Consider the following 23,965-nt stretch of genomic DNA (forward strand, 5'->3'; position numbering starts at 1 on the left):
ATGCACTCCATCTTAGCAGCTCGAACCGATTTCTCGATCGGCGAGTCGATTATTTCGCCGTCATCGCTCGTTGAAAAAGCAAAAGAGCTGGGCGCTCGTGCCGTCGGCATTACCGACACCATGTCGTTGACTGGTCTGGTAGATTTTACAACTCGCGCCAAGAAAGCCGAAATTAAGCCGATCATTGGCGTGCGACTGCGCATGACTGACGGGCCGGAGTGGCGTCCCGACAAGGGGCAAAAGAAGAAGGATATGCCGCCCTACTACTACTTAACGGCATATTTTTTGACAGAGGCTGGCCTCAAAGGACTTTACCGGCTGCTGTCCCTCGCAAATTCCGAATCCCGCTTCTACTACGAGAGTAAGCTTGGCTTTGAGGATCTCTATACGGAACTGGACAATCTGGAGAAGGGCGACATCGCGCTGACCCTTGGCGACGCGCACGGTGTTATCACACATCCTCAAGTCGCCGATATCGTCACGGAACTTGCGCATCGCGTTGGCTTTGAGAATGTCTACGCCTCACTTATCGCGGTTGATACGCCCTATTTCACACGCATCAACCAGCTTTCACTCGAGGCGATCGGTCATGGCTGTCAGCCACTTACGGTGCGTCCCGCGTATTACTTCGAAGGTGAGGCTGATGCTCTTGATATCATGGGTGCTGTCGCCAACAACGTGAAAATCACCGATGGTTGGTTCAAGTCGATGGACAATCGTGATTTTCACGTCGTCGGCGATGTTGAAATGAAGAAGCATGTCCTAAGTGCAGCCAAGCGCGTCAGTGCGCGTGGATCATTGGGGGTTGGACCAGCGTTCTCGCAGGGGCTGCTCAATACGGACAAGCTCGCCGAGCGCGTGAGCTACGTGTGGGAGAAACAGCCTGTTTCGCTTCCGCAGATGGCGCCAAACGAGTTTCTGGCCGTCGTGGAGCAATGCAAACTTGGCTGGAAGGAACGCTTCTCTGACGCTGTATTTGGCCACCTTCCGGAAAAGACTGACCTTGCCGGCGTCTACAAGGAGCGTCTCTCCTATGAGCTCTCGGTGCTAAAGAAACTCAATTTCTCAGGCTACTTTCTCCTCGTTCAAGACGTGGTGAATTATGCGAAATCTAATGGAATTCTTGTCGGGCCTGGCCGCGGTTCTGTCGGCGGTTCTTTGGTCGCTTACCTTATGGGAATCACTGACTGTGATCCGATCCGTTTCGGACTTCTGTTTGAGCGTTTCATTAATCCTGATCGTATCGACCTTCCTGACGCCGACCTTGATTTCATGTCTGAACGTCGCCACGAAGTTGTTGAATACCTCATCAAGAAATACGGACAGGCTCGAGTAGCTGGCGTTTCGAATTTTGGCACGCTTGCCGCCGCGTCCTCGATCCGAGATATCGGCAAAGCCGTCGGTTTGTCCGAGCGCGACACGAAGTGCTCAAAGGCAGTTCCGAAGCTGCACGGAGCTAACGTCTCCCTGGCAAATTGCGCGCTGCAGGTCGAGGAGATCCAGGAGTTCGCCGAGAAATACGAGGACAATTGGTGGCCCATCATGTGCCGTCTGGAAGAGACTACGCGCTCATACGGCCAGCACGCCGCCGGCATTATCGTTGGGGGTGTCGATCTTACGGATCGCGCTGTCATCGAAAAGCGCAAGGAAATGTCTGTCGTCTGTTGGGACAAGCGCATCGTTGAGGATCAAGGGCTCGTCAAAATGGATCTTCTCGGGTTGAAAACGCTTGATCTGATCAACCTCACACTCAATTACATCAAAGAGCGGCATTCAAAACGCGTCAACATCAACCGGATCCCGCTTGACGATGCGGAAGTGCTGAACAACTTCGCCAAGGGTCTCACGATCGGCATCTTCCAGTTTGAAGGCGGTGGAATGCGCCGCTTGCTGAAAGAGCTTGGCAGCGACGGCACAATTACTTTCGATGATATTACGGCCGCAACCGCGCTTTATCGCCCAGGTCCTATGGAATCGGGAATGATGGACTCATTCTATAAGCGAAAGCAGGGTCGGGAATACATCGAATATGACCATCCATTGATGGAACCGATCCTCGAGCCAACATTTGGCGTGATGGTCTATCAGGAACAGGTTATGCAGGTCGCTCGCGCAGTTGCCGGATACTCTGCTCCCGACGCTGACAAGCTACGCAAGATCATGGGTAAGAAATTGCCCGAAGAAATGGCGAAGGAACGCGGCAAGTTTGTCGATGGTTGTGTTGCGACGATCGGGGCAGACGAAATGTGGGCGGGGCAGCTTTTCGACAAGATTGAAGGCTTCGCCGGCTATGGCTTTAACAAGAGCCACTCAGTCGAATATACCCTGATCTCATATCAGTCCATGTATCTGAAAACGCACTATCCGGTCGAGTTCTTTGCCGCCGCGCTGACAGGTATGGATGAGGATAAGTTGCCTGGCATCATTGCGGACGCCGCTCGATTTGGCATCGACGTCTCAATGCCCGATATCAATATCTCTACCGACAGGTTTGAGATTGCGACAGATGTGCGCTTAGTCATTCCCTTCCAACGCATCAAAGGCGTCGCTGGCACAACGACCCAAGCCATTATCGAGGCGAGGAAGGCGGGTCCGTTCACGAATAAGGCGGATTTTCTCGATCGCGTGGAAAAACGCCGCTGTAACGTCAAGCATCAAGACGCCCTTGAGCGCGTTGGTGCGTTCTCTCGCATCGAGCCTGGCTCTGTTCCGGCGACCGATCCCTCGCGTGTGCGTGATCTGATCGAACTCATTCCCGGCCTGATCACGGCAAACGTGCCAGTGCACCGCGATCTGACGCGCGACAAACACGCGAAGGAAGATATCGTAGAAGTGATCCAAGAATACCGCGCCAAGCACGGTCCATCGACTGGTGATAGCGATGGACTGCCGGTCAAGCCACATTTCGGTAAGGATGCGACGTTCATGATCATCACCGACTGCCCGACACGCGGCGAGGAAGAGCTTGGATCGATGAGTCAGGGCGCGCAGGTTCAAGCCGTTATTGATGCCATGTTCGTGCATGATTTTAAGCGTCCTGATATCTATTGGACGGGGCTGATCAAGCGACCAAAGGCAGATAAGCAGGTCTCTTCGGACGAGATTGCCAAGTATATCGATTATCTAAAGCGCGAGATCCAGATCCTCGAGCCTCCCGTGATCGTTCTACTCGGCACAACCACAGTGCGTCACTTTCTTCCCGATCTTAAAGGCAAGGCGTCTGATCAAGCCGGTAAGGTGGTCTATTCCAAGGAGTTCGACGCAAATCTGGTCATCGGCTTCAATCCTGGCGAACTTTACTATGCGCCGGAAAAGAGCGTGCTTCTCGAAGATGTTTTCCAGTCAGTTTTCAATCTTCTGAACTGATTGCCGATGCATCCCGCAAGCGCTCCTTGAGAGCACTTGATATAAATTAATCAGAACAAGCGAAAGGTCTGAAAATGACGGCCACATTTACGGTCAAGAACTTCATCGACACGGCGCAAATGAAACGCGACCTTGCCTATTCCCCTGCCGATCTGTCCAACGCTATGATGCAGCAGGCATCCCTGTTTGCACATTACGGAGTCATCGCTGCACAGGCCTCGCGCCAGGTGGATACCGTTAAATTATTGCTTGAATCCACGGAAGCGGCCGTCTATCGCCGTGAACGTGAGACCGCACTCCAAGATGGCGAAAAACCCACAGTTGCGGATCTCGACAAACGTGTGGCGCGCAACGGCCGTGTCGTCAATATGAAGAAAGCCCTGATTGAGGCAAAACAGATTGAAGCCAACGCAAAAACTGCCACGGAAGCCTTTCGTCATCGCCGCGACATGCTGATCCAGTCCGGATCTACGGAGCGCGAGGAGATGAAGGGCGAACTTGCAATCTCGGTGCGCACGGCGCGCGACGAAGCTGCCTCCGAAAGCCGAAACAACCTGCTTGCACGCCAGAAGCAGCGCATGAAGGAGGAAGCTGCAGGATCAGAAAGTTCGTAATGTAATCCTCGTTTTTGTTGATATATAAAAGTAAGTCAATAATGATTTACATTCACTCTCAACCCCAGATAAGAGTTCAATCTATGCTCAATCTCCTGATCTCCTATTTCCTGAAGGTGCTCGGCCGTGAGCCGTCCATCGACGAGATTACCAAGCCGATCACGTCAATTGTGACCAAGCTGGAGCGGCATGCTGCAGTCCAGACGGCCAAGTCGGCCAAGAAGGAAAAAGAGGCTGCTGACGCCCTCGCCGCTTCAAAGGACCATGCCGAGACCTCAAAACGGGCAGGCCTCCTCGCATCAAAATACGGGAACATCTTCAACGTCTGATTTTCCCGAAGTAATCCTGAACATTTTCGCTATATAACGAAATAACGAAATGACGAACGCGTCACGGAGTTAGTAGCAAAGCGCAAAGTAGAAAGTAGCAAAGCACATGGCACTCAATCCCGCACTCATGAAGCTCGTTTCAAAAGCGTCTTCGAAATACAGCCGTTCCACTGGAACGCGGATCAAGCCCAAGGAAGGTCGCAATCGCTACCGTGTCCTGGCACCAACCTCTCTAAATGCTCCTTGGATCGGCGAAGATGGTCAGTTCTGGGCCGATCTTGGCGTCCACTGGATCAAGGCTGAACTGAATGGTAAACCGCAGGCCGTCGTAGGCTGCCGCGACGTTTGCTATGGCGAGCCATGTGAACTTGATGCCGCAATCGATCTTGCGATCAATTCGGCGATCGATGAAGAGTCCAAGAAGATCTACACCGAATGGCGCGCCAAGAAGTCCATCCTGTTGAACGTGGTCGATCATGCCGGTTCCAAGGATGAATGCGCGATCCTTGAAGTCACGCCAACGACGTTTGCGCAGATCACCGATCTGATCCAGCAGTATGGAGAGAACGAAGTTGATATTACCGACCCGCAAAACGGTATGGATATCGTCATCACCAAGACCGGCAAGGGTCTGAACACCGAGTATTCGGTCAATGTGTTTCCAGGCAAAAGCGAGCCAATCAGCAAGGATGTGCTGACACGATTGCACGATCTGAAGGCGCACATCGAGAAGGAATTCTTCCGTGGCGATGAGAAGAAGGCTCTCGCCTTCATCGCTCAGACTTCTGGCGTTGCTCTTCCGCGCATCGGCGGCCCTGCAACAACCAAGCCTGGTCTGCTGACAACCGGCAAGTCAACGCCGACAAAGGCGCTCGTGTCGGAAGATGCGGCTGTTGACGACGCAGTGATCGATGACAGCACCGAGATCGACACTGATGTTGATCTGGACGCGCTCAATGAAGCGACGACACTGGTCAAGACCCCTGCCAAGCCAGTCACGAAAGCGGCTGTAAAGCCCGCGCCAGTAGCTGAACCGGAAGACGCTGACGATACGAGCCTCGACGACATTCTCGCTGACCTCGACAACATCGAATAAGACCTGCGAACTGGCTCGATTTCCCCCGGTTGAGCCAGTTTCGTCAAGGGCGGCACGTTTTAGTTTGATTAGCGTGCCGCCCTTTCTCGTCTCAATCAGCAAGGTTTATTATGAAGCGCTATCTCCTCATCGACGGCAACAATATCGCGCACGCTGCGAACGGCACGAAAAACAAGCTCACTGTTGGCTCCGTCGAAACGACAGCGATCTTCGGGTTTTTGCGCCAGTTGCGCAAACAGATCTCCATCTATGGCCAGTTCACGCCGATCGTCCTTTGGGACGGTGCCTCCTGGCGCAAGATGCAATACAAGGACTACAAGGAAAACCGCGAAAAGAACGACACTGCGGCCGCCCAAAAGCAAAAGGCAGAGCGCGAGTCCACCAAAAAGCAGATCCCGGCAATTCAGAAGGCGCTGCAGCTCCTCGGCGTCACACAAATAAAGGCTGCAAACATGGAAGCGGACGATCTGGCTGCAATTTGCGCCGATCGTTACATTAAGCAGGGCGCTGGTGTCGTCCTGGTCTCGGGCGACAAAGATTGGCTGCAACTCGTTGGACCGAATTGCATGTGGTTCGATCCGATTAATGATCGCAAGGTCCGCACAGTCGCCGATCTTGCTGACGAGAAAAACAAGCTCGGTATCGCCGTCAAATCCTTCAAGCAATTTGTGGAAATGAAAGCGCTTATGGGCGACACAGGCGACAACATTCCTGGCGTCGGCGGTATTGGCGACAAAGGAGCAATGGAATTTCTGGCCGAGTTCGAGTCCTATTCGAATTTCTCGAACATGTGCTTGACCGGCGAGGTTGACCTAAAGAAGCTGCCGAAGAAGTTCCGCGATCTTGCTGAAAGCGAGGACAAGCGGATCTTGTTCATGCGCAATCTCATGCTCATGGATCTTCGGCATCCCGCGCGTCCCGCGCCCATCAACCTGAAGGTTGATCCCGGCTCGCCAAGCATCGAAACCTTTACTCTGTTTTGTCAGCGTCTCGTGTTCAAATCATTTTTGACTGACATTGAGAATTGGGTTTCGGTCTTTCCACCCTTCAAATACCGCGAGGCTGCCGCAGCATGACTTGGGATCCCGGCAAGGGTGAGCCGAGCGACGTTGATCTTCGCTCATTTGGATATGCCGGCGGTCATTACATGTGCAGATGCGCCAACGCCGACTGCACAACAATCTGCGAAATGTTTCCCAATCCAACGGGACGATTTTTCGGCGACAAGCGAGCTTCTCGCTGCCGTTCCTGCGCAATGAAAGCACATGAGGAATATCATATGGCAAAATCAAACGTGACCGCGAAAGAGCGCGTTCAGCACTCAGTTCAAAAGGTTGCAGAAGCGCTCGAGACACTGACCAAAGCGTTCGAGAGCACTGACGAGACGCTGAAATCTGACGCTGCGAGCAAGACCTTCGCCTTCGTCTCGTCAATGGTGAGTGAAAGTCACCAGCGCGCCGCCCTGTCATTTAACGTTTCCAAAGCGCGCTCCGGTCAGTTCGATCTTGACGACGAAACATTGGTTGCGCCGGCAGTCGCGCCGGTCATCCGGCCAATTGGCATAGCACCAGCGCAAACACCAAACGTCATAACCCTACCCTACAGCGTGCCGCCGCACATCGTTCTTGGCGAGGACGGTAAACCCGAGGGGCGTCTTGCAGGGTCAAAAGTGGAGAAGGTTTCCGCCGCCTTGCGCAAGGTAGATCCAGACGCAGATTTTCTTGAAGATTAATTGGAGAAGTAAAAATGGCATCAGCCTCAGAAATTGAAAAGACCATTAGTTCGGTCTTTGGCGGTAATGACGAAGAGTCCACGGTGACGCAGTTCCTCAGCACTGGCTATCCAGAGCTTGATCATGCGCTCTCCAGCAAGTGGGATGGCGGTGTTCCTGTAGGCCGCCTCATCGAAATCTATGGCCCTGAAAGCTCCGGCAAGACCGCGATTGCAACTCAGATCATGATCGCAGCACAGCAGATGGGCGGCTTTGCTGGCTTCAACGATCATGAACGCTCCTTTCAGCAGTATCTTGGCGAGGGTCAGGGACTCGACACCAGCGGCTCAAAGTTCATGTATAAAAAGCCAAAGACCTTCGAAGAGTCGATGACACTGGCGATTCAGGTTGCAATTCTGCTTCGCGAGAAGAAACTGATTGCGCCTGACGCCCCGATCGCATGGATCTTCGACAGTCTCGCCTCGATGGTGCCTCAGTCGGCCATGTTTGACAGCAAGACAAACAAGGAAAAGACCGCCGAGCAGCGCTCCATGCACGACAACACCGCGTTGGCGCGCGCAACATCGGCTCACTTTCCGGCTTTTGCTCAGGCTTGCGATGATCTGAACATGTGCGCGGTGTTTCTCAATCAGATCCGCATGAACATTGGCGTGGTCTACGGCAATCCCGAGACAACACCAGGCGGCAAATCTCCGAAATTCTATTTCTCGCAACGTATCTCGCTCGGCGCTAAGCCGATCAAGAAGGACTCGACCGCTGATGCGGATGTTCTTGGCTCGCAGATCACGGCAAAGATCATCAAGAATAAGGTTGCTCGCCCCTTCCGTAAGGCGACCTATCGCTTCGACTACAATGAAGACGGCACCGGTCGCTTCAATGTGCACCGCTCGATGCTCGACTTCCTCGTGGCGGAGAAGATCCTCAAGGTCAGCGGCGCCTATGTCGAATGGACTGACGGCAAGAAATACTTCCGGGGTCCGCTTTCTGAAAAGCTGATGGCTGATCCGGCCGGTCTTGATCAGCTCAAGGCGTTGCTGCCAGCCAAATACGAACCTCCGATCGTTGCGGACGTCGATATCGAAGAGGCCGCCTAACTAAACTGACCCGCTCTCGCAGCGGGTCAATTCTCTGGAGGATGAATGCAAAGATACATGGTGAGGTTAGAGCGTAGCATTACGGCCAAACCACACGTCACAGTCGAAGTTGATGCTCACAATCCCGATGAAGCTGGAATAAAGGCGCTGCAACTTGCAAAGGCAAACGCCCTTGAATGGACAGAGGCGCTCGGCGATCAGGTTTCATCGACAATTCCCACGGTTCAATCCATCGAATTGGTCGTCGATTATGACGATGTAATTGATGAGCGGTGAACGTCTTCCCGAAAGTAGTATTCCCGTTTCGTTCTGCTATATAGATGAGTGGATTATCGGGCACAGATCGGATCGGGAATGAAGGTTATTTCAGTATGGCAGCCGTGGGCTTCTCTTATAGTTCATGGCATGAAATTCTTTGAGACTCGCACATGGTCAGCACCCAAAAGTATTATTGGTCAAACGATAGGTATCGCCGCGACCAAGAACATCACGCCGGATCAGCGTTCGGCTTATGCCGATCCAGAGTTTCAACGCTTTTACGAACAATGTGGCCTGCCGCCGCTCGAGGAACTGCCGCGCGCTGTTCTGCTTGGAACGGTGCTGCTGGATTCAGTCGAGCTGATCACCGAGGACTTTCTCGAGGAAATCACGGACGAAGAGAAGGCGTTTGGCTGGCACCAGTTAGGCGGTTACGCCTGGCGCCTGCGCTATGCGCGACAGTTGCCGCATCCCATTCCCATCCAAGGGAAACAAGGAATCTATGACTGGAAAGGTTTCGACAAGCTACAGCCGGTATTGGAGAAACCGGAAGACGTTCGAGCGTATCTCCAGGTCGTGTAATTATCAAAAACGGGAAGAAAACACATGTATTACGGTAAAATCGATGTTTCCAAGCAGTGGGTAGGAAACAAAGAGAGTTCGCGGCAACAGCCCCATGGACGGTCCATCGTTGTCATTGCTCCCAACAAAGCGGACGGCGAAGCACTGCTCAGCGATGCTTATGGGCCATTCGTTTCGGAAAGTGATCTCAACTCTGCATTCTTTCAAGGCGAGCCTCGAGATAAAATTGAGGGCTGGCTCAAAGCAGAGAACGGTTTGGCAAAGACAAAAGAGACCGAACTGCTGATTGCGGGAAATCGCCTGCTTAAAGGTATCTCTATTATCGCGATCCTTGTCCAAATGGATGGCGAAAACGATCCGTTGCAGACGCTCATCAGGGTGAAGAGCGGCGAACAAATCAAACATCTTGCTCTCGAGGATCTCGGCACGGTGCAGCTCTTCGATTTGGTTGAAACTATTGAGGGGCTCTTCTGAGTTAGGTGCCATATGACTTACGCAATTCGCAGGAAGCTCAAAAAGAACTTCGGTGAGGAGAAGGTCAAGAAAGGCCGGCGGACATATGGCGCGATATACACCCGCCCTGACGGCTCCAGGTTCTATCTCGCCTGGCGCCGGAAGGGAGGATTGTTTCGCGATGGTGAGCTGACGGACTCAGCGGCTTTTCGCGAGAAAAAGGCTATGTGGGCGCTCGACTTCGAAACCATCACGATGCTCCGGCTTAAGGGCATCGAACATGTGGGCATTCTCGATCACACCAGTGGCGATATCTGGATCACTCGGCTCTGGTATTATCTCAACAAGTGTTGCGCTCCTCCCCGCAATTATACGGCGCGCGGTGGATCCGATCAGCGCTTTCTTCCCACCTATTATTTCAAGCGCAGACTCGGCCCGGTTAAAATAAAATAGTCAATCAATGATGATTTACCTGATGCACTCCTGATTGAACGCGCTATAAATAAATCATCATTGATTGATGACACACAGAGAGAAAGACTATGGCATCAGGCGACGACATGATGAAGCTCGACACTGGCGAGCAAATTAAGAAATCCACATTCTTCGCGATCTTCAAAGGGGGTGAGAAGAAGGGCAGACGGAAGGCAGCCGTTTCCTCCGTGAGGCCATTCACGGTCACGCTTCGCGGTCAAAGCTTTACCATCGATGCAGAAGAACCGAGTCTCATCCGCGGGATCATTAACGAACTCGACCGCGAATACATGGAGCTCCAAGAAAAGCATCGGAAGGCGGCGGCTGAACTTACGGCCGCACGCAGTTTCTTAATGAACATGCGGTCTCTCAAACCTCGTGTTCGCGTCAAGGCCGGTAGTTCAACCGTTGGTGAATCTGCCGTCGTTCTTCCACTCAAGCGCTCACGCCGCGATCTATCACATCTGACGCAGGAGGAGAGAGCAGAGGAGAAACGCCTCTATCGCAAGCGCTATTACCGCACAATCACCAAGCCGCGCAGGAAAGGTCTGGCAGCATGACATACGGAATCGTGTCCGATCTTCACTGTCACAAGTGGAGCGTCTTTTCGACAACCAGCGGCGACGGAGTGAACTCTCGTCTCCGCATCATCCTGGACGAGCTGGAATCGGCCGCCGGTGCGATCGGCGCGGCCGGCGGGAACACTCTTATTATTGCTGGCGACATCAATCACGTTCGCGGCTCACTCGATCCGGAAGTTCTCAATCCTCTGCAGGATTCGATCCGGCGCATTCTCGACAGCGGCGTTAATATCTACTTCATTCCAGGCAACCACGATCTTGCCGGCGAGGAAACGACAATGCTCGGCTCGACCGCGCAGACACTGTCCGAGACATTCTCGTCGGAAGGAACGATAACAGCGATCAACACGTCTCGCCTGGTCAAGAGCGGCGACAGTCACTTCGCGTTCGTTCCGTGGTGTTCAACAACCGAGAAATTGCTCGCGGAAATACAGAAGCTCTCTGAAAAGGCCCTACTCGATGGAACACTCGCGAAAACCGACCTGATCATTCACGCCGGTATAGACGGTGTTCTTGATCACATGCCCTCGCGTGGATTGACTGCTGCGCGTCTTGCCACATTCGGCTTTCGCTACGTATTCGCTGGCCATTATCACAATCACAAGGATCTCGGTTCTGGCGTTTACTCGATCGGCGCAACGACCCATCAGTCATGGAGCGACGTAGGTGCCTTGGCAGGCTGGATACTCGTCGGCGAAGACGCAGAGGTCGTTCATGTTTCTTCATGCGCGCCGGCCTTCGTTGATGTGTCCGAACTTGATGAGGAACTGACGAAGGAAGTCTGCAAAGGCAATTACATTCGCTATCGCGGCATGGAAATGACGAGCGCAGAACTCAAGGAAAAGCGGCAACTCTTTGTCGACAATGGTGCATTGGGTGTTTCGATTCAGGCGCCGAAGAAAGCTGCGGCAACACGCACTACTACGCCCACCTCGTCCGGTATGAGTATTGATAAGTCAGTCGCGAAGTATGTCGATGAGTGGAAAGAAATTCCAACTCATGTAAGTCGCGACGAAGTCAAGAAGCTATGCTTGGAAATTCTCGCATCAACCTTAGCAGTGCACGAGGAAGCCTAAAGAGTCCCGTTTTTGCTCGTGTTATACTTTTAACATAAGCACAGGAGAGAAATATTGGAACTTTATACTGTAATAATCCAAGAGGCTCGCATTGTATCAAGCTTTGACGCAAGGGGTAAAAAGGTTGGCGAAGAGACAAAGATGGTTGAAGTGACCATCAATGCCCTGCCCTACTCCACGGCTCAGATGTATAAATCGACCGATCCGCACGGCACATGCAAGATCATTCCTTACGTTCGCGAGACATCACGCTCCAGTCGCGACAAGGCTCCACTTAAGCTGACCTTCGGCACAAGCAAAACGAAGGGGTTCGGATCTACCTCGAAATCAAAAGTAGTGACCGCTGCCGAACGCGGCGATCTTGCTGCTGCTATTAGCTCATAGGATTGCCGGGAATGGCTGATTGGGTTGTTCAAACGCGTGGTCGCTACGCTGGTCGAATAGGAACTGTCCAGCTCGACGATGATCTCGGATTTAAGCACGTTCGATTTGGGCCACGCGACCCGATCGTGATGTTGCGCGACGCATCGTTGCGCCAAGCCACACAAACAGAAATTGCAGATCGCCTGGGCTGCCGAGTTCAAGACTTGCCGCCCTACCTGAAGGATGCGCCGAAATGAAATTCACCCTACTCAAAATCGAGAACTTCCTCGCTATCACAGAAGCCGAGTTTAGGCTGCATGATCGCGGCCTGGTTCTCATTCAAGGCGTCAATAAAGCCGATACGTCAGCTGACTCCAATGGCGCCGGGAAATCGTCTCTTCCAGATGCCTTATGTTGGGTGCTTTACGGTATCACAGCCCGAGACGCATCTGGTGACGAAGTGATCAACGATAGGGCTGGCAAGGGCACGAAGGTTTCGGTTGATGTGGAAGATGACGAGGATATCTATCGGGTCATCCGGCATCGCAAGCACCCCAAGGGCAAGAATGCGCTTCATCTGCTGCATCTGCAGAAGGACGGAACGATCAATGACCTGACGCAAGGCACGGACAAGCTGACTCAGGCGAAGGTCAACACGATCATTGGCGCATCCCACGATGTGTTCAAGTCCTCGATCTACGCGGCGCAGGAGCAAATGCCTGATCTTCCTAAGATGACGGATAAGATGCTCAAGATGCTTATCGAGGAAGCATCCGGAGTGACGGTGCTCGAGGAATCCTACAAGCTTGCGCGAGACAAGCTGACGACTGAGCGCGGCACGCGTGACGCTATCGCCCAGCAGATCGAAAAACTCACTGAGAAAAAGGACTGGCACGAGCGCAACAAGACTTCGCTTCAGGATCAGATCGACGGGTGGGAGGAGAACCGCAGTGAAAGCGTCACGAGTGGCACCGCAGAACTGAAACAGCACGTTGAGGATGTAAAGGCACTCGACGAAGAGATTGCAGCAGCCGGCCATGCGGTTCTCGCCGCTGCAGTAAAAGAATGCGACGACAAAATCCTTGCGGTATCCGAAGAGCAGAAGCAGCTCATGCAGCTGAATCAGAAGGTCGCCCAAGCCACGTCAACGGTTAACCTGACGCGGATGGAAGCCAAGCAGACGCAGGATGCTCATGCGCGGCAAAAGGGGAAGATCGCGGCTATCGATCATAGAGTTGGCTGCCCATGCGACGAATGCGGCCGCGAAATCACCGAAGCCGAGATCGAGGCCTCCCGCGTCTCTGCAATGGGTGTCTTGAAAACGCTCGTAGACAATTTCACGACACAGAAGAACGCATTGGAAGACGCACGTAAAGCGCTGACGTTGATCACTGACAAGCGCGACGCGTTTGAAGCGACAATGACAGACATCTCAGCGGTTAGCGCTCTGCGTGCTGCTAAACAGCGAGAGCTCGATGCGGTTAACGAGGTGATCGTAAAGCGGCGCAACCTTGCGCAAAAAGCTAAGGATCTGGCAGAGGCAATCAAGACCCTCAAAGCGCAAGAAAACCCGCATCGTTTAGGTATCACTAAGATTGACCGCGAACTTCTAACAATTTCTGCAGAGATTTGTAAGGCATCCGAACAATTACGGTTGGCGGAGGGCACCGTGGATATAGCGGAAACGGTTGTTAAAGTGTTTTCACCCTCCGGCGTTCGTGCTCATATCTTGGATGAGGTCACACCTTATCTAAATCAGCAAACAGCCAAGTATCTGTCGATCATGTCCGATAGCAATATCGAGGCAACTTGGACCACGCTGGTTAAGAACGCAAAAGGGGAACTGCGTGAAAACTTCGCAATCGAGGTTGCGAATGAGAAGGGAGGCAAGTCTTTCAGATTATTGTCCGGAGGAGAGAAGCGTAAGGTCCGTATTTCGGCGGCCCTTGCACTACAGGATCTTGTCGCCACGCGCGCCAGGAAACCCATCGAGCTTTTCATCGGCGATGAAATCGATGATGCTCTTGATGCGGCCGGTCTGGAGCGACTGACGCAGATCCTAGAGGAGAAAGCCACTGAACGCGGATCCGTGTTCATTATTTCACATAACTCCTTGCGTGACTGGGTGTCTCAAATCATCACCATACAGAAAGAGGTCGGTGGCGAGACCACCCTGATTGAGGAGACTGTTTAGGAGGCGTAAATGCCTGCGATTACACTCACCGCAACCGGACATCGACATGTCCAACTTCCCAATTGGCCCCGGATGCGGATGATTGAAGGGCGAACAGAACAGGCCCTTAAATCCATTGTTCAAAACACACTCAATTCCTGCCTGGATTTGGAGTCCTTTGTCAGTTGCGGCATGTTGGGTTTTGACATGTGCGCCACCGAAGTAGCCATTGAGATCGGCTTGCCAACAACTCTTGCCATTCCCTTTGCAGCATTCGGTTCAAAGTGGCCGGATGACATGCGCAAGCGGCTCGATCGTATGCTGGAAAGAGCCAAAGAGGTTATCACCGTCTCTAAGGGTCCGTTCTCGCTTGGGAAAATGCGTCGCGCAAATCATTGGCGCATCGATCGCGCAAATATGGTTGCGGCGCTTTGGGATGGTCGGCCGAGCGATACGAGCGACACCATTATCTATGCATATTCGCGGCGAGTCCCAGTCCAAAATCTTTATCGAGACTTTGTGAAGCACGCCGATCAATTCTTGATATAATATCAATCAAATTTGACTTAACACACATGGATAAAACTAAGGAAGTTTTAATGGTTGCAAGACGCACAGTGGGTTTGAAACACGAGCCGGAGTATCTCAAGACAGCAGGCGCGGCGATTGTCGATGCCGTCACCAATAACCGCATTGACGATCCGGAGGTTTTCTCGATTGAGGGAACCCCAATGGTCACGCAGAAAACCGAGGACGGTAAATACAAGCAGAAGCCTGGTATTGCTGGCCAGGAGTTCTTCATGCATGACGCATATGTCGGTGCGCGGGCCGATCTGATTTTCATTCTGAAGCCAGTTGACAGTCAGGACTACGAACACATCGAAGTTCCGGTCAAAAAGATGGATGTTACCTTCCGACACCCTTCGATGATCATCGCTGGCCATCTCAAAATGGAACCTTCAGCTGAACTCGATACTGCAATGATCGTCGCCAAACTTTACGGGGAAGCGATGTCCCAAGGTAAAGCTGTCGAAAAGGCTGAGGCCAAAGCGAAGCTGGAGGACAAGCTTTCCAAGCGTGAAGTATATTCAAAAGTTCCAAATTTCGGGAGGTTCTGATGGGATCGATCATTGTTGCCGGTCTTGATGGATCATTACGAAACTTTGGCGTCGCCAAACTCGCTGTCGATCTCACCACAATGGCGCTCAGCGTCATCGGGCTGGAGCTGTCCGAGACCGCGAAAGACAAAAACAAACAGGTCCGCAAATCCTCGGATTTGTTTCGCCGAGCCCAGGAGAACCACGCAGCCGTTGTCGATGCGGTGAAGGACTGCACAGTCTGCTTCGCTGAAATCCCCTCTGGAGGGCAGAGTTACGACGCTGTGATCGGCTTCGGCATTACGATCGGTGTCTATGCGTCGCTTCCGATCCCGCTGATTGAGGTCTCGCCGGCCGAAACGAAGCTCGCTGTGCTTGGCACTCGAACAGCCTCGAAAGAGGAAATGATCGAATGGGCTTATGCGACCTATCCAGATGCTCCATGGAAAACGCAAAAGCGCGGTGGAGTTATCGTTCCGACTTTAAAGAACGAGCATCTTGCGGATGCATGTGCAGTTGTCCATGCCGGAATCAAAACGCCGCAATTCAAGCAGGTTTTGGCCATCCTCAAGGCGAATGAGAAACTCGTCGCATAATCCTTTATGTCAAGTCTACAATGTAAATCATTATTGATTTACTATATGAAACCCCTCCCCTTTTGGAGGGGATTTCCTTCTCAGATCGCAGGTAACAAATGCTCTTTCAAGAACAAGTGGCGCGAAAGCCAAATCTCTACCCTTGGACTCAGGATTTCATCGACAAGATTTGGGCTGGATTCTGGACGCCAAACGAGTTCAATTTTAAGGGCGACTACGGCCAATTTAAAACGGCTCTATCGCAAGAGGAACGGCTGATTATCACCCGGACCCTGTCGGCGATCGGTCAGGTCGAGATTGCGGTAAAAAAGTTCTGGGCTTTGCTTGGCGACAACCTGCCTCATCCGGCGATCGCAGATCTTGGCGGCGTCATGAGCCACTCGGAAATCATTCATAACCTCGCCTATATCAAGCTGCTCGACAAACTTGGTCTCGATGACGTGTTTGAAGAAAACCTGAAGGAGCCCGTCGTTAAGGGCCGCGTCGAATATCTGCGCAAGCATCTGGCGAAGGTCTATGGCGACGACAAGAAGCAGTATGTGTATTCCATCATCCTTTTCACGCTGTTCGTTGAGAACGTCAGCCTGTTCTCGCAATTCTATACGATCCTATGGTTCAATCGCTTCAAGAACGTCCTGAAGGATACGGCCCAGCAGGTGCAATACACGCGCAATGAGGAGCTTCTCCACGCGCAGGTCGGTATCAAGATCATCAACACGCTGCGAGAAGAATATCCGGAACTGTTCGACGCGGATCTGGAGCAGCGCATCAGCGAAGCCACGCACGCAGCTTACGCGTCCGAATGCGCGCTCATCGATTGGATGATCGGATCCTACGAGCGCGACGGACTGTCTGCAGATCTCCTCAAACAATACATCGCCAAGCGGATGAACGATAGCCTCGCCGCTATCCGGTTCGCACCGCAATTCGTCACTGATCCCGCTTCCATAGCCAAGACATATTGGATGGATGAAGAGCAGTTCGGAAACAATATGACCGATTTCTTTCACAAGAAGCCGGTCGAATACGCAAAGAAAAACAAAGCCTACGAAGTAGAGGATCTATTCTGAAAATGACTTACTGGTTGAATGACGACGCGAGAACCTTTCTTGCGCGGGGCTATCTCGCGCCTGGACAGACCGCAGAGGAGCGCATTTCGGAAATCGCGCATACCGCTGCCCGTATTCTCGACCTTCCGGCTTTTGCCGCGGAGTTCGAGCAAGACGTTTTGAACGGTTGGGTGTCTCTTGCCTCGCCTGTCTGGGCGAATTTTGGCACTAACCGCGGACTGCCGATCTCCTGTAACAACTCCTATTTCGAAGACACGACCGAAAGCATTCTGCTCAAGACTGCTGAAATCGGCATGATGACGAAGTTCGGCGCCGGCACTTCTGCCTATATCAGCGCACTTCGCCCACGCGGTGCACCGATTAAGGGCGGCGGAATGTCGAATGGTCCGGTTCACTTCATGGGCCTTTTGCAGGAAACGACCGACATTATCAGTCAGACCGGCGTTCGCCGCGGATCTTGCGCGGTCTATATCGACATTGACCATCCCGATATTGAAGAGTTTCTCGACTGCCGCGAAGAAGGCAATGACATTCAGCATCTTTCACTAGGCGTCTGCATCCCGGACGCTTGGATGAACGATATGCGCGAGGGCGATCAGGCGAAGCGCAAAATCTGGGCGCGTGTCCTAAAAAAGCGCGCGGAGACGGGCTATCCGTATCTCTTCTTCTCCGATGCAGCCAATCGCGGCAAGCCGCAGGTCTACAAAGACAAGAACATGACCATTTGGTCATCCAATCTTTGCACCGAGATCATGCAACCATCGAGCGCTGATGAATCCTTCGTGTGCTGCTTAGCATCAATGAACCTTCTGCATTATCCGGACTGGAAGGATTCCGGCGCTGTCCGCCGGATGACCATGTTCCTTGATGCGGTCATGGGTGAATATATCGAGAAGGTCAAAGACAACTATTTGATGTGCAATGCCTATAATTTCGCGAAGAACCATCGTGCGATCGGCATCGGCGCTCTCGGCTGGCATTCCTTCCTGCAGTCGCGGTCGATCCCATACGAGTCCATGCAGGCAAAACTTCTGAATGCGGAGATCTTCAAACACATCGATGCAGAATCGCTTGCAGCGTCCAAGGAGATGGCAATTCTTTATGGCGAGCCCGAGCTTCTCAAGGGTTACGGTCTGCGCAATGCAACACGTATGGCGATCGCTCCAACGACGAGCTCTTCCTTCATTCTTGGCCAGGTGTCGCCGTCCACTGATCCGGAGAACTCGAACTACTACACGAAAGATTTGCAGAAGGGCAAATTCACCTACAAGAACCCCTATTTGCTCAAGGTTCTCGACGGCTACACACGCAATGATGCGGAAACCTGGCACTCAATTCTGCTTGCCGGTGGTTCGGTCCAGCACCTCGACTTCATGTCCCAGCACGATAAGGACGTATTCAAGACTTTTGGCGAGATTGCGCAGATCGAAATCATCACGCAGGCAGCTCAGCGCCAGCAGTTCATCGACCAAGGTCAGTCCGTCAACTTGATGATCCATCCAGACACACCGCTTAAGGATGTGAACGCGCTCTACGTGCGTGCCTGGGAGCTTGGCTTGAAGTCGATGTATTACCAGCGCTCGACCAATCCGGCGCAGGAATTTGCCAGAACCTTGGTGAGTTGTGTGTCTTGTGAGGCATAAAGCGGTCTAGACCAACTTTTTCAACAGAGTTGTTGTGTCGATTCACTTGACGGTGCCGTCAACTAGCATACAGACTGTCGCCAACTTCTGTAGAAGTTAAGGGACGCCGGCGGGGAGGTCGGGCTTGAAATCCGATCTTCCCACCGACTATGAAAAAAAACTGATCTTCTCCGTCTGGTATGGACCCAGACATTCTGCATGGTGTGGACCCATGCTTCGCGTCACAGTGTTTCACTACCTCTGACATGGAATAACTTGAGCATAGATTGCAAGCCTCTGAGCGGTCAAACATTGAGTTAGCCACAGCTTGCGCGCTTATTTCACTGTATTCTGCGCAAAGCACTCCCGAAAATTTCTATTGAATCCATGAGTAGCCCTGAATGATTCTGCTATAAGTAAATCAGCAATGATTGATTATACTCGGGAGACAGAATGCTCATTTTAATACTTCTTGCTGTGTATGACCTGACCACGAGGATCCTCGCGAACTCGCAGGCAAAGGTCCGGCACCCGCTTCTGCATGCCCAGCTTTTCTCGCATATGCTTTGCGTAGTTGGCTTCTCCTATTTCTGGTTCAACCGATGAGCGCGCCAATTTCGAAGGGCGATATCGTGACGCTTAAATATCACGAGAATGCGCCGGACATGACGGTCCAGCGCGTCGATATGCAGGGCGCTGTAGTCGTCTGGTTCGACAAGAAGAACCGCCTCTGCCGCGACTGCATCAATGAAAACCTACTAGCCAGGGTCTCGTAATGAACATTCCATCCAAAATGCCATCCGACGACATCTTCTTCGCCAAAGTCATCGCCGATTCCGTCAGTGAGGAAGGCGTCCGCATCACGACGCTGCATTTGCGATATCCACGCATCATTCACGCCGAGCTGATGACACACCGCGTTTTCAGCCGCAATGCACGTTCGAGTAGAGCTGTGCCGGTCAAAACGATGTTGGCTGAAGTGCGCACCAATCCTTTCATTCCGTGGCACTGGGGTAAGAACCAGAAGGGAATGCAAGCCTCAGAGGAATGCAACGCGCCAGTTGAAATCTTCAATTCGGAAAATCTCCACGATGAAGAAAACTCGTTCGGAGTGAACACTGACAGTCATTCACGCGAAAGTGCCTGGCGTCTCGCAGCCCAGTGTGCCGTTGGCTTTGCAGAAGCATTCTCCGATGCGGGCTACCACAAGCAGATAGCCAACCGTCTCCTTGAACCGTTCATGTATATTGACGTATTGGTGACTTCGACCTCGTGGGCGAACTGGTTCTCATTGCGCGATCACAAAGACGCGGAGCCGCACATCGCTGATCTTGCACGCTTGATGAAGATCGCTATGGAGCAATCAGCACCGCGTCTTCTCACAAAAGGTCAGTGGCATCTTCCATACATTTCTGAAGCCGACGCCGATGCTGTCGAGGATTATCTCGAGCCCTATCCCGAGACGACGCATCCTACTATCGACGTTTTGAAAAGACTCTCGGTCGCTCGCTGCGCGCGTATTTCTTACAAGCCGTTCGATGGCGACGCTTCCGTAGAAAAGGAGCTCGAGCGTTACTGGCTGCTCGTCGGCTCCACACCGCTGCATGCATCGCCGGCCGAACATCAAGCAACGCCGGACACGCTCCTAGAGACCACCCTCTATGACAATGGAGGTCACTGGATTGGCCCAAGTCAGGAATGGGACGCCGCTGAACTGCACGGCAATTTCGAGGGCTGGATCCAATATCGCAAGACGCTGCCGAACGAATACGTTCGCGATCAGCGCGCCGCTTAATTATACCTCAAACCAGGAGAACCAAATGAAACGAAACTTCGTATTTGTGGCTACGGCAATTGCCACATGTGCCATATTGGTTGGATGCGGCGTCGATCCGCAGAAAGCAACTGCGGCATTGAACGCACAGGGGATATCGGACGTGACCATTGGAGACCATGCCTTTTTCGGCTGCGGCGAGAGTGACAGTCGGGCGTCAGAATTTAGAGGAACTGGCGCAAACGGGAAGCCGGTAACTGGTGTCGTCTGCTCGGCTTGGCTCAAAGGTATAACAGTCCGCTATGACTGACAGCACACTCGCCTACCGCATGAAGTCTCTCAACGCGGCAACGAGCGAAGAACCCGAGGAGGCCGGCCATTACTTCACCTTTGACGAGGATGAAGATGAAAGCGCCACTTGGATCGGGCCATTTGCGACAATTGAGGCGCTCGAACAAGCTGTAAGCGATGCGATCAAGGCAGCCTATGAGGCCGCTATTACCTGCTTTTTCAATTAGAAAGACCGACAATGAGCATTTATACCCTTCCTGTTAAGGTTCAGCGCACGCATGAGCGTGCCAAACTTCCCGTCTACAGCTCTAAGGAAGCTGCCGGCGCCGACCTTCATGCCATGATCAACAACAAGATTGAAAAAGAAGTAATCGCGCCGGGACAAACCCGTCTGATTCAGACCGGTCTTAAGATCGAACTGCCGGAAGGCACCGAAGCACAAGTTCGCTCACGATCCGGTCTGGCGCTCAAGAAGTCGATCATTGTGTTGAACGCGCCGGGCACTATCGACAGTGACTATCGCGGCGAGATTGGCGTGATTATTCACAATGCTGGCAATGAGGACTTCTGGGTCAGCCATGGCGATCGCATTGCCCAATTGGTAATTGCGCCTGTTCTGCGCGGCGTCTTCGAGGAAGCGGCCGAGATTCAGTCCATCACTGATCGCGGCGAAGGTGGCTTTGGCTCAACTGGGGTGCAAAGCTGATGCTCTATGGTCTGACTGGCGCTCACAGATCCGGAAAGACCACGCTCGGCACAGCCCTTGCGGAGGATCTGGAAGGCTTGCACTTCCATGCAACTTCTACAACCGCAGTAGCCAAAGCGCACGGCTTCGATCCGGTGGCTCCCATGAGTCTGGCCGAACGGCTGAAATTGCAGCGCATTCTGCTTTCCGATCATATCAAGACGGTCCAAGCACTTCCGCGACCATTGGTGGTCGATCGCACGCCGCTCGACTATCTCGGCTATCTCCTTGCAGAGTTCAACATGACCTCGGCCAGGAACACGACGCCCGAGGTTCTCGACGAGGCAACCAGCTTCGTCAATGAATGCCTGGACGCCGCACTGACCTATTACGACATGATCTTCTATCTTTCGCCGCTTCCAAGCTATGAGGCGGCGGAGGGTAAGCCGGATCTAAACAAGCCGTTCCAGTGGCACCACGCACTCCTGGTGCAAGGCTCTCTGGCGATGCTCGAAGGTCGGCTGCCCTATATGATCATCGAGGATACAACACACGACTTCCGGCGCGATTTCGTTCAGAACCAGATTGTCGAGCGCATGGACCACATTGATATCATGACCCGCCAGAGTCCCTATCAATAAAAGGTAAATCATTATTGACTTACAAATGACGCTTGGATATAGCGTTTGCCACAAGCATTCCGATAATGCTCGCGTTATAAAGTAAGTCAATAATGATTGATACAGAGAGAGACACAGATGCAGGTTTCACAGTTAGCAGAGCTTGATACCCATGCCGTTATTGGCGGTGGTAAGGCGCGTTCGTTCTCAATGTCTGACTCGGCAGAGTTCTTCACTGTGCTGTCCGACACTCTATACCGCGACAAGAAACGCGCTGTTGTGCGTGAGGTGATCTGTAATGGTTGGGACGCGCATGTCATGAACGGCTGCACGGACAAACATCTGGAAATCACGCTCACTGACGATGAAATGATCATCAAGGATTTTGGGCCAGGTATCTCAGACGACCGCATTGTTCCGATCTACTGTGTTTACGGCGCCTCGACGAAGGTAAAGGATGATGCGCAGACCGGCGGATTCGGTCTTGGGTCAAAGGCGCCGTTTGCCTACACAGATCACTTCACGGTCGTTAGCTGCTTTGACGAAAAGAAGATCGTCTATGCGATCAGCCGGGGCGGAACAGCGACTGAGGGAAAACCTGAAATCCGTCAGATGGTCGCAGTTCCCACACAGGAAAGCGGCATAACGGTCACGATTCCCCTGCGCGAAAAAGAAGACCACGTAAAATTCGCCGGCATCATCCGTTCCGTCGTCTATCAGGGTGGAATGAAGGTTCGCTTGAATGGGCAGGAACTTGCGACGGTGAACTATGAGCAAGCGCGCAAGCGAGGCTATTGCGCCATTCTCAACCGCAACGATGAGCTGCGCGAAGCCCACGTCTATTTGCTTTACGGCACCGTTCTTTATCCAATCAGCACGACCGATCCCAGCATTACGGTTGCAACGAACCATGCCAACAATCTTATTGGGAAGGGCTTCAAGCTTGTTCTCATCGCCCCGCCGAATTCGGTTGGTGTAACGCCCAGCCGCGAATCCCTTTCCTACTCGGAAATGACCACGCAGACGATCCTTCGCCTCCTCAAGCGCGCTTCAAATGAGATTAACTCCTCAATCACCGGTGCCGGGAAGAAGGTCATCACTCGCCTTGGCTCAAAGATGACGTTTGATGATGCCCATTTTTTGACCTCGCGGATACACTACGGAGGGGTTACGAATAACGAACTCATTCAAGTGGATCCGCGCCAGATCGCGGCATACCTGGTCAGGAATAATCTGGAGAAGATTGACGCCTCTCAGCGACGCAAATGGATCTTCTCCGGTCTCATCAAATCAAATCGCGATCAAAGGGCGGCTCTTCGCGATGCGCGCTATCGCAATATTGATTTTGGAACTATGCGACAAGAGCAAGGCCATCGGCAGTTTGTGAAATTCGCGAGCCGGCTCGGGGCTCTGAATGAAGCTATGATTTACAGCGATCATTCTGAAATTACACGCGGCACCAAACGTTTGAAGGGGCTGCGCGAGGCCATTGAGTCCGAGGGCAAGTTCATTCGAACTCTCTATCTTGCACCAAACCGGCGTGAACTGACGTCGCTTATCGTCGGTTGCAAACTCGACGCGATGGATCGATCCAATGAATTTCACATGGGTTTGATCACAGGTTCAAAACCGTCACGTGATAAGCTTGATCGAATCCGCAGACTCGCGGAGAAATTCAAGTTCACTATTGAGGAATATGACTTTGAATGGCAGAAGCCGAAAGTCGTTCGAACAAAGGCTCCACAAGAGACGTTCCACAATCTCGATGATTACGTCGAAGATCACCGACTGGTCGAAGCGACACTCACTGATCCAAAATTCTTTATTCGAGCATCCACTCATAATGATGTGATGAGGTTGGGAATTAATGATTATAGCGCTCGGCATATGTTGAAAAAGCTATTCCCTGGCGCAGCGATAATCAGTATGCGACGTCCACGCCCCATAGATTTTTCGGTTGATCTACGGGCCGTCAAATGAGCTCACCGAAGAGTATCTGACGAGCTCATTGTGAGGCTC

The 23,965-nt window shown here is 52.5% G+C and carries 28 protein-coding genes; all 28 read left to right on the plus strand.

The features are described 5' to 3' along the window. The 28 genes from dnaE (at position 1) to FHW16_RS26840 (ending at position 23,926) form a co-directional block, all read left to right on the plus strand. A complete protein-coding gene (gene dnaE / locus FHW16_RS26705; RefSeq protein WP_182552316.1) occupies positions 1-3,366 on the plus strand; it encodes a DNA polymerase III subunit alpha in 3,366 nt (1,121 codons plus the stop codon). Between the two features lie 74 nt (positions 3,367-3,440). Beyond that, positions 3,441-3,980 carry a hypothetical protein gene (locus tag FHW16_RS26710; RefSeq protein WP_182552317.1) on the plus strand — a complete coding sequence of 180 codons (540 nt, stop codon included), beginning with the start codon at positions 3,441-3,443 and terminating at the stop codon, positions 3,978-3,980. Between the two features lie 83 nt (positions 3,981-4,063). Beyond that, a complete protein-coding gene (locus FHW16_RS26715) occupies positions 4,064-4,309 on the plus strand; it encodes a hypothetical protein (protein WP_182552318.1) in 246 nt (81 codons plus the stop codon). Positions 4,310-4,415: 106 nt separating this feature from the next. Then, entirely contained in the window at positions 4,416-5,405 is a 990-nt protein-coding gene (locus tag FHW16_RS26720; RefSeq protein ID WP_182552319.1) for a hypothetical protein, read from the plus strand. A 110-nt stretch (positions 5,406-5,515) separates the two neighbouring features. Beyond that, the gene (locus tag FHW16_RS26725; protein WP_182552320.1) at positions 5,516-6,481 is read left to right on the plus strand and encodes a 5'-3' exonuclease H3TH domain-containing protein; all 966 of its coding nucleotides are present in this window, start codon (positions 5,516-5,518) and stop codon (positions 6,479-6,481) included. Positions 6,482-6,684: 203 nt separating this feature from the next. Continuing rightward, positions 6,685-7,137, plus strand: a complete 453-nt coding sequence (locus FHW16_RS26730; RefSeq protein ID WP_182552321.1) for a hypothetical protein — start codon at positions 6,685-6,687, stop codon at positions 7,135-7,137. A gap of 14 nt (positions 7,138-7,151) precedes the next feature. Then, positions 7,152-8,231, plus strand: coding sequence for a hypothetical protein (locus FHW16_RS26735; RefSeq protein WP_182552322.1), 1,080 nt, complete (start codon positions 7,152-7,154; stop codon positions 8,229-8,231). A gap of 45 nt (positions 8,232-8,276) precedes the next feature. After that, the gene (locus FHW16_RS26740; RefSeq protein ID WP_182552323.1) at positions 8,277-8,507 is read left to right on the plus strand and encodes a hypothetical protein; all 231 of its coding nucleotides are present in this window, start codon (positions 8,277-8,279) and stop codon (positions 8,505-8,507) included. A gap of 78 nt (positions 8,508-8,585) precedes the next feature. After that, positions 8,586-9,071: an ASCH domain-containing protein gene (locus FHW16_RS26745; RefSeq protein WP_182552324.1), complete on the plus strand. Its 486-nt coding sequence runs from the start codon at positions 8,586-8,588 to the stop codon at positions 9,069-9,071. Between the two features lie 24 nt (positions 9,072-9,095). Next, positions 9,096-9,545, plus strand: coding sequence for a hypothetical protein (locus FHW16_RS26750; protein ID WP_182552325.1), 450 nt, complete (start codon positions 9,096-9,098; stop codon positions 9,543-9,545). Positions 9,546-9,557: 12 nt separating this feature from the next. Beyond that, entirely contained in the window at positions 9,558-9,977 is a 420-nt protein-coding gene (locus FHW16_RS26755) for a hypothetical protein (protein ID WP_182552326.1), read from the plus strand. Positions 9,978-10,066: 89 nt separating this feature from the next. Beyond that, positions 10,067-10,558 (plus strand): hypothetical protein, encoded by a 492-nt coding sequence (locus FHW16_RS26760; protein ID WP_182552327.1) that lies wholly within the window; start codon positions 10,067-10,069, stop codon positions 10,556-10,558. Further along, positions 10,555-11,655 (plus strand): metallophosphoesterase, encoded by a 1,101-nt coding sequence (locus tag FHW16_RS26765; protein WP_182552328.1) that lies wholly within the window; start codon positions 10,555-10,557, stop codon positions 11,653-11,655. Before FHW16_RS26760 ends, FHW16_RS26765 begins: the two co-directional genes overlap by 4 nt. A gap of 54 nt (positions 11,656-11,709) precedes the next feature. Further along, complete coding sequence (locus tag FHW16_RS26770; protein ID WP_182552329.1) at positions 11,710-12,039, plus strand: hypothetical protein; 330 nt, start codon at positions 11,710-11,712, stop codon at positions 12,037-12,039. An 11-nt stretch (positions 12,040-12,050) separates the two neighbouring features. Beyond that, the gene (locus FHW16_RS26775; protein WP_182552330.1) at positions 12,051-12,275 is read left to right on the plus strand and encodes a hypothetical protein; all 225 of its coding nucleotides are present in this window, start codon (positions 12,051-12,053) and stop codon (positions 12,273-12,275) included. Continuing rightward, positions 12,272-14,212, plus strand: a complete 1,941-nt coding sequence (locus FHW16_RS26780) for an AAA family ATPase (RefSeq protein ID WP_182552331.1) — start codon at positions 12,272-12,274, stop codon at positions 14,210-14,212. The genes FHW16_RS26775 and FHW16_RS26780 overlap by 4 nt, the downstream gene beginning before the upstream one ends. 9 nt (positions 14,213-14,221) lie before the next feature. Then, on the plus strand, positions 14,222-14,740 hold the full coding sequence (locus tag FHW16_RS26785) for an SLOG family protein (protein WP_182552332.1): 519 nt from the start codon (positions 14,222-14,224) through the stop codon (positions 14,738-14,740). A 26-nt stretch (positions 14,741-14,766) separates the two neighbouring features. After that, positions 14,767-15,309, plus strand: coding sequence for a hypothetical protein (locus FHW16_RS26790; protein ID WP_182552333.1), 543 nt, complete (start codon positions 14,767-14,769; stop codon positions 15,307-15,309). Next, a complete protein-coding gene (locus FHW16_RS26795) occupies positions 15,309-15,884 on the plus strand; it encodes a hypothetical protein (RefSeq protein WP_182552334.1) in 576 nt (191 codons plus the stop codon). Before FHW16_RS26790 ends, FHW16_RS26795 begins: the two co-directional genes overlap by 1 nt. A gap of 98 nt (positions 15,885-15,982) precedes the next feature. Next, positions 15,983-16,954 carry a ribonucleotide-diphosphate reductase subunit beta gene (locus FHW16_RS26800; protein ID WP_182552335.1) on the plus strand — a complete coding sequence of 324 codons (972 nt, stop codon included), beginning with the start codon at positions 15,983-15,985 and terminating at the stop codon, positions 16,952-16,954. 2 nt (positions 16,955-16,956) lie between these two features. Next, on the plus strand, positions 16,957-18,597 hold the full coding sequence (locus tag FHW16_RS26805) for a ribonucleoside-diphosphate reductase subunit alpha (RefSeq protein ID WP_210278289.1): 1,641 nt from the start codon (positions 16,957-16,959) through the stop codon (positions 18,595-18,597). Positions 18,598-19,178: 581 nt separating this feature from the next. Then, positions 19,179-19,352, plus strand: a complete 174-nt coding sequence (locus FHW16_RS26810) for a hypothetical protein (protein WP_182552336.1) — start codon at positions 19,179-19,181, stop codon at positions 19,350-19,352. Positions 19,353-19,369: 17 nt separating this feature from the next. Then, positions 19,370-20,371, plus strand: a complete 1,002-nt coding sequence (locus tag FHW16_RS26815; protein ID WP_182552337.1) for an FAD-dependent thymidylate synthase — start codon at positions 19,370-19,372, stop codon at positions 20,369-20,371. 25 nt (positions 20,372-20,396) lie between these two features. Then, positions 20,397-20,660, plus strand: coding sequence for a hypothetical protein (locus FHW16_RS26820; RefSeq protein WP_182552338.1), 264 nt, complete (start codon positions 20,397-20,399; stop codon positions 20,658-20,660). Continuing rightward, entirely contained in the window at positions 20,653-20,868 is a 216-nt protein-coding gene (locus tag FHW16_RS26825; protein WP_182552339.1) for a hypothetical protein, read from the plus strand. Before FHW16_RS26820 ends, FHW16_RS26825 begins: the two co-directional genes overlap by 8 nt. Positions 20,869-20,879: 11 nt before the next feature. Then, positions 20,880-21,347 carry a dUTP diphosphatase gene (gene dut, locus FHW16_RS26830; protein WP_182552340.1) on the plus strand — a complete coding sequence of 156 codons (468 nt, stop codon included), beginning with the start codon at positions 20,880-20,882 and terminating at the stop codon, positions 21,345-21,347. Then, positions 21,347-21,967, plus strand: a complete 621-nt coding sequence (locus tag FHW16_RS26835; RefSeq protein ID WP_182552341.1) for an AAA family ATPase — start codon at positions 21,347-21,349, stop codon at positions 21,965-21,967. Before dut ends, FHW16_RS26835 begins: the two co-directional genes overlap by 1 nt. 117 nt (positions 21,968-22,084) lie before the next feature. Then, entirely contained in the window at positions 22,085-23,926 is a 1,842-nt protein-coding gene (locus FHW16_RS26840) for an ATP-binding protein (RefSeq protein ID WP_182552342.1), read from the plus strand. Positions 23,927-23,965: the final 39 nt, after the last annotated feature.

It is taken from the genome of Phyllobacterium myrsinacearum (genome assembly GCF_014138285.1).
GTDB classification, from domain to species: Bacteria; Pseudomonadota; Alphaproteobacteria; order Rhizobiales; family Rhizobiaceae; genus Phyllobacterium; species Phyllobacterium myrsinacearum_A.

Excerpts from the sequence above, each read along its gene's own strand:
- FHW16_RS26735 (WP_182552322.1), top strand. The coding sequence starts at position 7,152 with ATGGCATCAGCCTCAGAAATTGAAAAGACCATTAGTTCGGTCTTTGGC.
- FHW16_RS26750 (WP_182552325.1), top strand. The coding sequence starts at position 9,096 with ATGTATTACGGTAAAATCGATGTTTCCAAGCAGTGGGTAGGAAACAAA.
- FHW16_RS26720 (WP_182552319.1), top strand. The coding sequence starts at position 4,416 with ATGGCACTCAATCCCGCACTCATGAAGCTCGTTTCAAAAGCGTCTTCG.
- dut (WP_182552340.1), top strand. The coding sequence starts at position 20,880 with ATGAGCATTTATACCCTTCCTGTTAAGGTTCAGCGCACGCATGAGCGT.
- FHW16_RS26815 (WP_182552337.1), top strand. The coding sequence starts at position 19,370 with ATGCCATCCGACGACATCTTCTTCGCCAAAGTCATCGCCGATTCCGTC.
- FHW16_RS26825 (WP_182552339.1), top strand. The coding sequence starts at position 20,653 with ATGACTGACAGCACACTCGCCTACCGCATGAAGTCTCTCAACGCGGCA.
- dnaE (WP_182552316.1), top strand. The coding sequence starts at position 1 with ATGCACTCCATCTTAGCAGCTCGAACCGATTTCTCGATCGGCGAGTCG.
- FHW16_RS26835 (WP_182552341.1), top strand. The coding sequence starts at position 21,347 with ATGCTCTATGGTCTGACTGGCGCTCACAGATCCGGAAAGACCACGCTC.
- FHW16_RS26740 (WP_182552323.1), top strand. The coding sequence starts at position 8,277 with ATGCAAAGATACATGGTGAGGTTAGAGCGTAGCATTACGGCCAAACCA.
- FHW16_RS26790 (WP_182552333.1), top strand. The coding sequence starts at position 14,767 with ATGGATAAAACTAAGGAAGTTTTAATGGTTGCAAGACGCACAGTGGGT.
- FHW16_RS26730 (WP_182552321.1), top strand. The coding sequence starts at position 6,685 with ATGGCAAAATCAAACGTGACCGCGAAAGAGCGCGTTCAGCACTCAGTT.
- FHW16_RS26715 (WP_182552318.1), top strand. The coding sequence starts at position 4,064 with ATGCTCAATCTCCTGATCTCCTATTTCCTGAAGGTGCTCGGCCGTGAG.
- FHW16_RS26810 (WP_182552336.1), top strand. The coding sequence starts at position 19,179 with ATGAGCGCGCCAATTTCGAAGGGCGATATCGTGACGCTTAAATATCAC.
- FHW16_RS26725 (WP_182552320.1), top strand. The coding sequence starts at position 5,516 with ATGAAGCGCTATCTCCTCATCGACGGCAACAATATCGCGCACGCTGCG.
- FHW16_RS26780 (WP_182552331.1), top strand. The coding sequence starts at position 12,272 with ATGAAATTCACCCTACTCAAAATCGAGAACTTCCTCGCTATCACAGAA.
- FHW16_RS26745 (WP_182552324.1), top strand. The coding sequence starts at position 8,586 with ATGAAGGTTATTTCAGTATGGCAGCCGTGGGCTTCTCTTATAGTTCAT.
- FHW16_RS26765 (WP_182552328.1), top strand. The coding sequence starts at position 10,555 with ATGACATACGGAATCGTGTCCGATCTTCACTGTCACAAGTGGAGCGTC.
- FHW16_RS26800 (WP_182552335.1), top strand. The coding sequence starts at position 15,983 with ATGCTCTTTCAAGAACAAGTGGCGCGAAAGCCAAATCTCTACCCTTGG.
- FHW16_RS26820 (WP_182552338.1), top strand. The coding sequence starts at position 20,397 with ATGAAACGAAACTTCGTATTTGTGGCTACGGCAATTGCCACATGTGCC.
- FHW16_RS26775 (WP_182552330.1), top strand. The coding sequence starts at position 12,051 with ATGGCTGATTGGGTTGTTCAAACGCGTGGTCGCTACGCTGGTCGAATA.
- FHW16_RS26805 (WP_210278289.1), top strand. The coding sequence starts at position 16,957 with ATGACTTACTGGTTGAATGACGACGCGAGAACCTTTCTTGCGCGGGGC.
- FHW16_RS26755 (WP_182552326.1), top strand. The coding sequence starts at position 9,558 with ATGACTTACGCAATTCGCAGGAAGCTCAAAAAGAACTTCGGTGAGGAG.
- FHW16_RS26760 (WP_182552327.1), top strand. The coding sequence starts at position 10,067 with ATGGCATCAGGCGACGACATGATGAAGCTCGACACTGGCGAGCAAATT.
- FHW16_RS26840 (WP_182552342.1), top strand. The coding sequence starts at position 22,085 with ATGCAGGTTTCACAGTTAGCAGAGCTTGATACCCATGCCGTTATTGGC.
- FHW16_RS26710 (WP_182552317.1), top strand. The coding sequence starts at position 3,441 with ATGACGGCCACATTTACGGTCAAGAACTTCATCGACACGGCGCAAATG.
- FHW16_RS26795 (WP_182552334.1), top strand. The coding sequence starts at position 15,309 with ATGGGATCGATCATTGTTGCCGGTCTTGATGGATCATTACGAAACTTT.
- FHW16_RS26785 (WP_182552332.1), top strand. The coding sequence starts at position 14,222 with ATGCCTGCGATTACACTCACCGCAACCGGACATCGACATGTCCAACTT.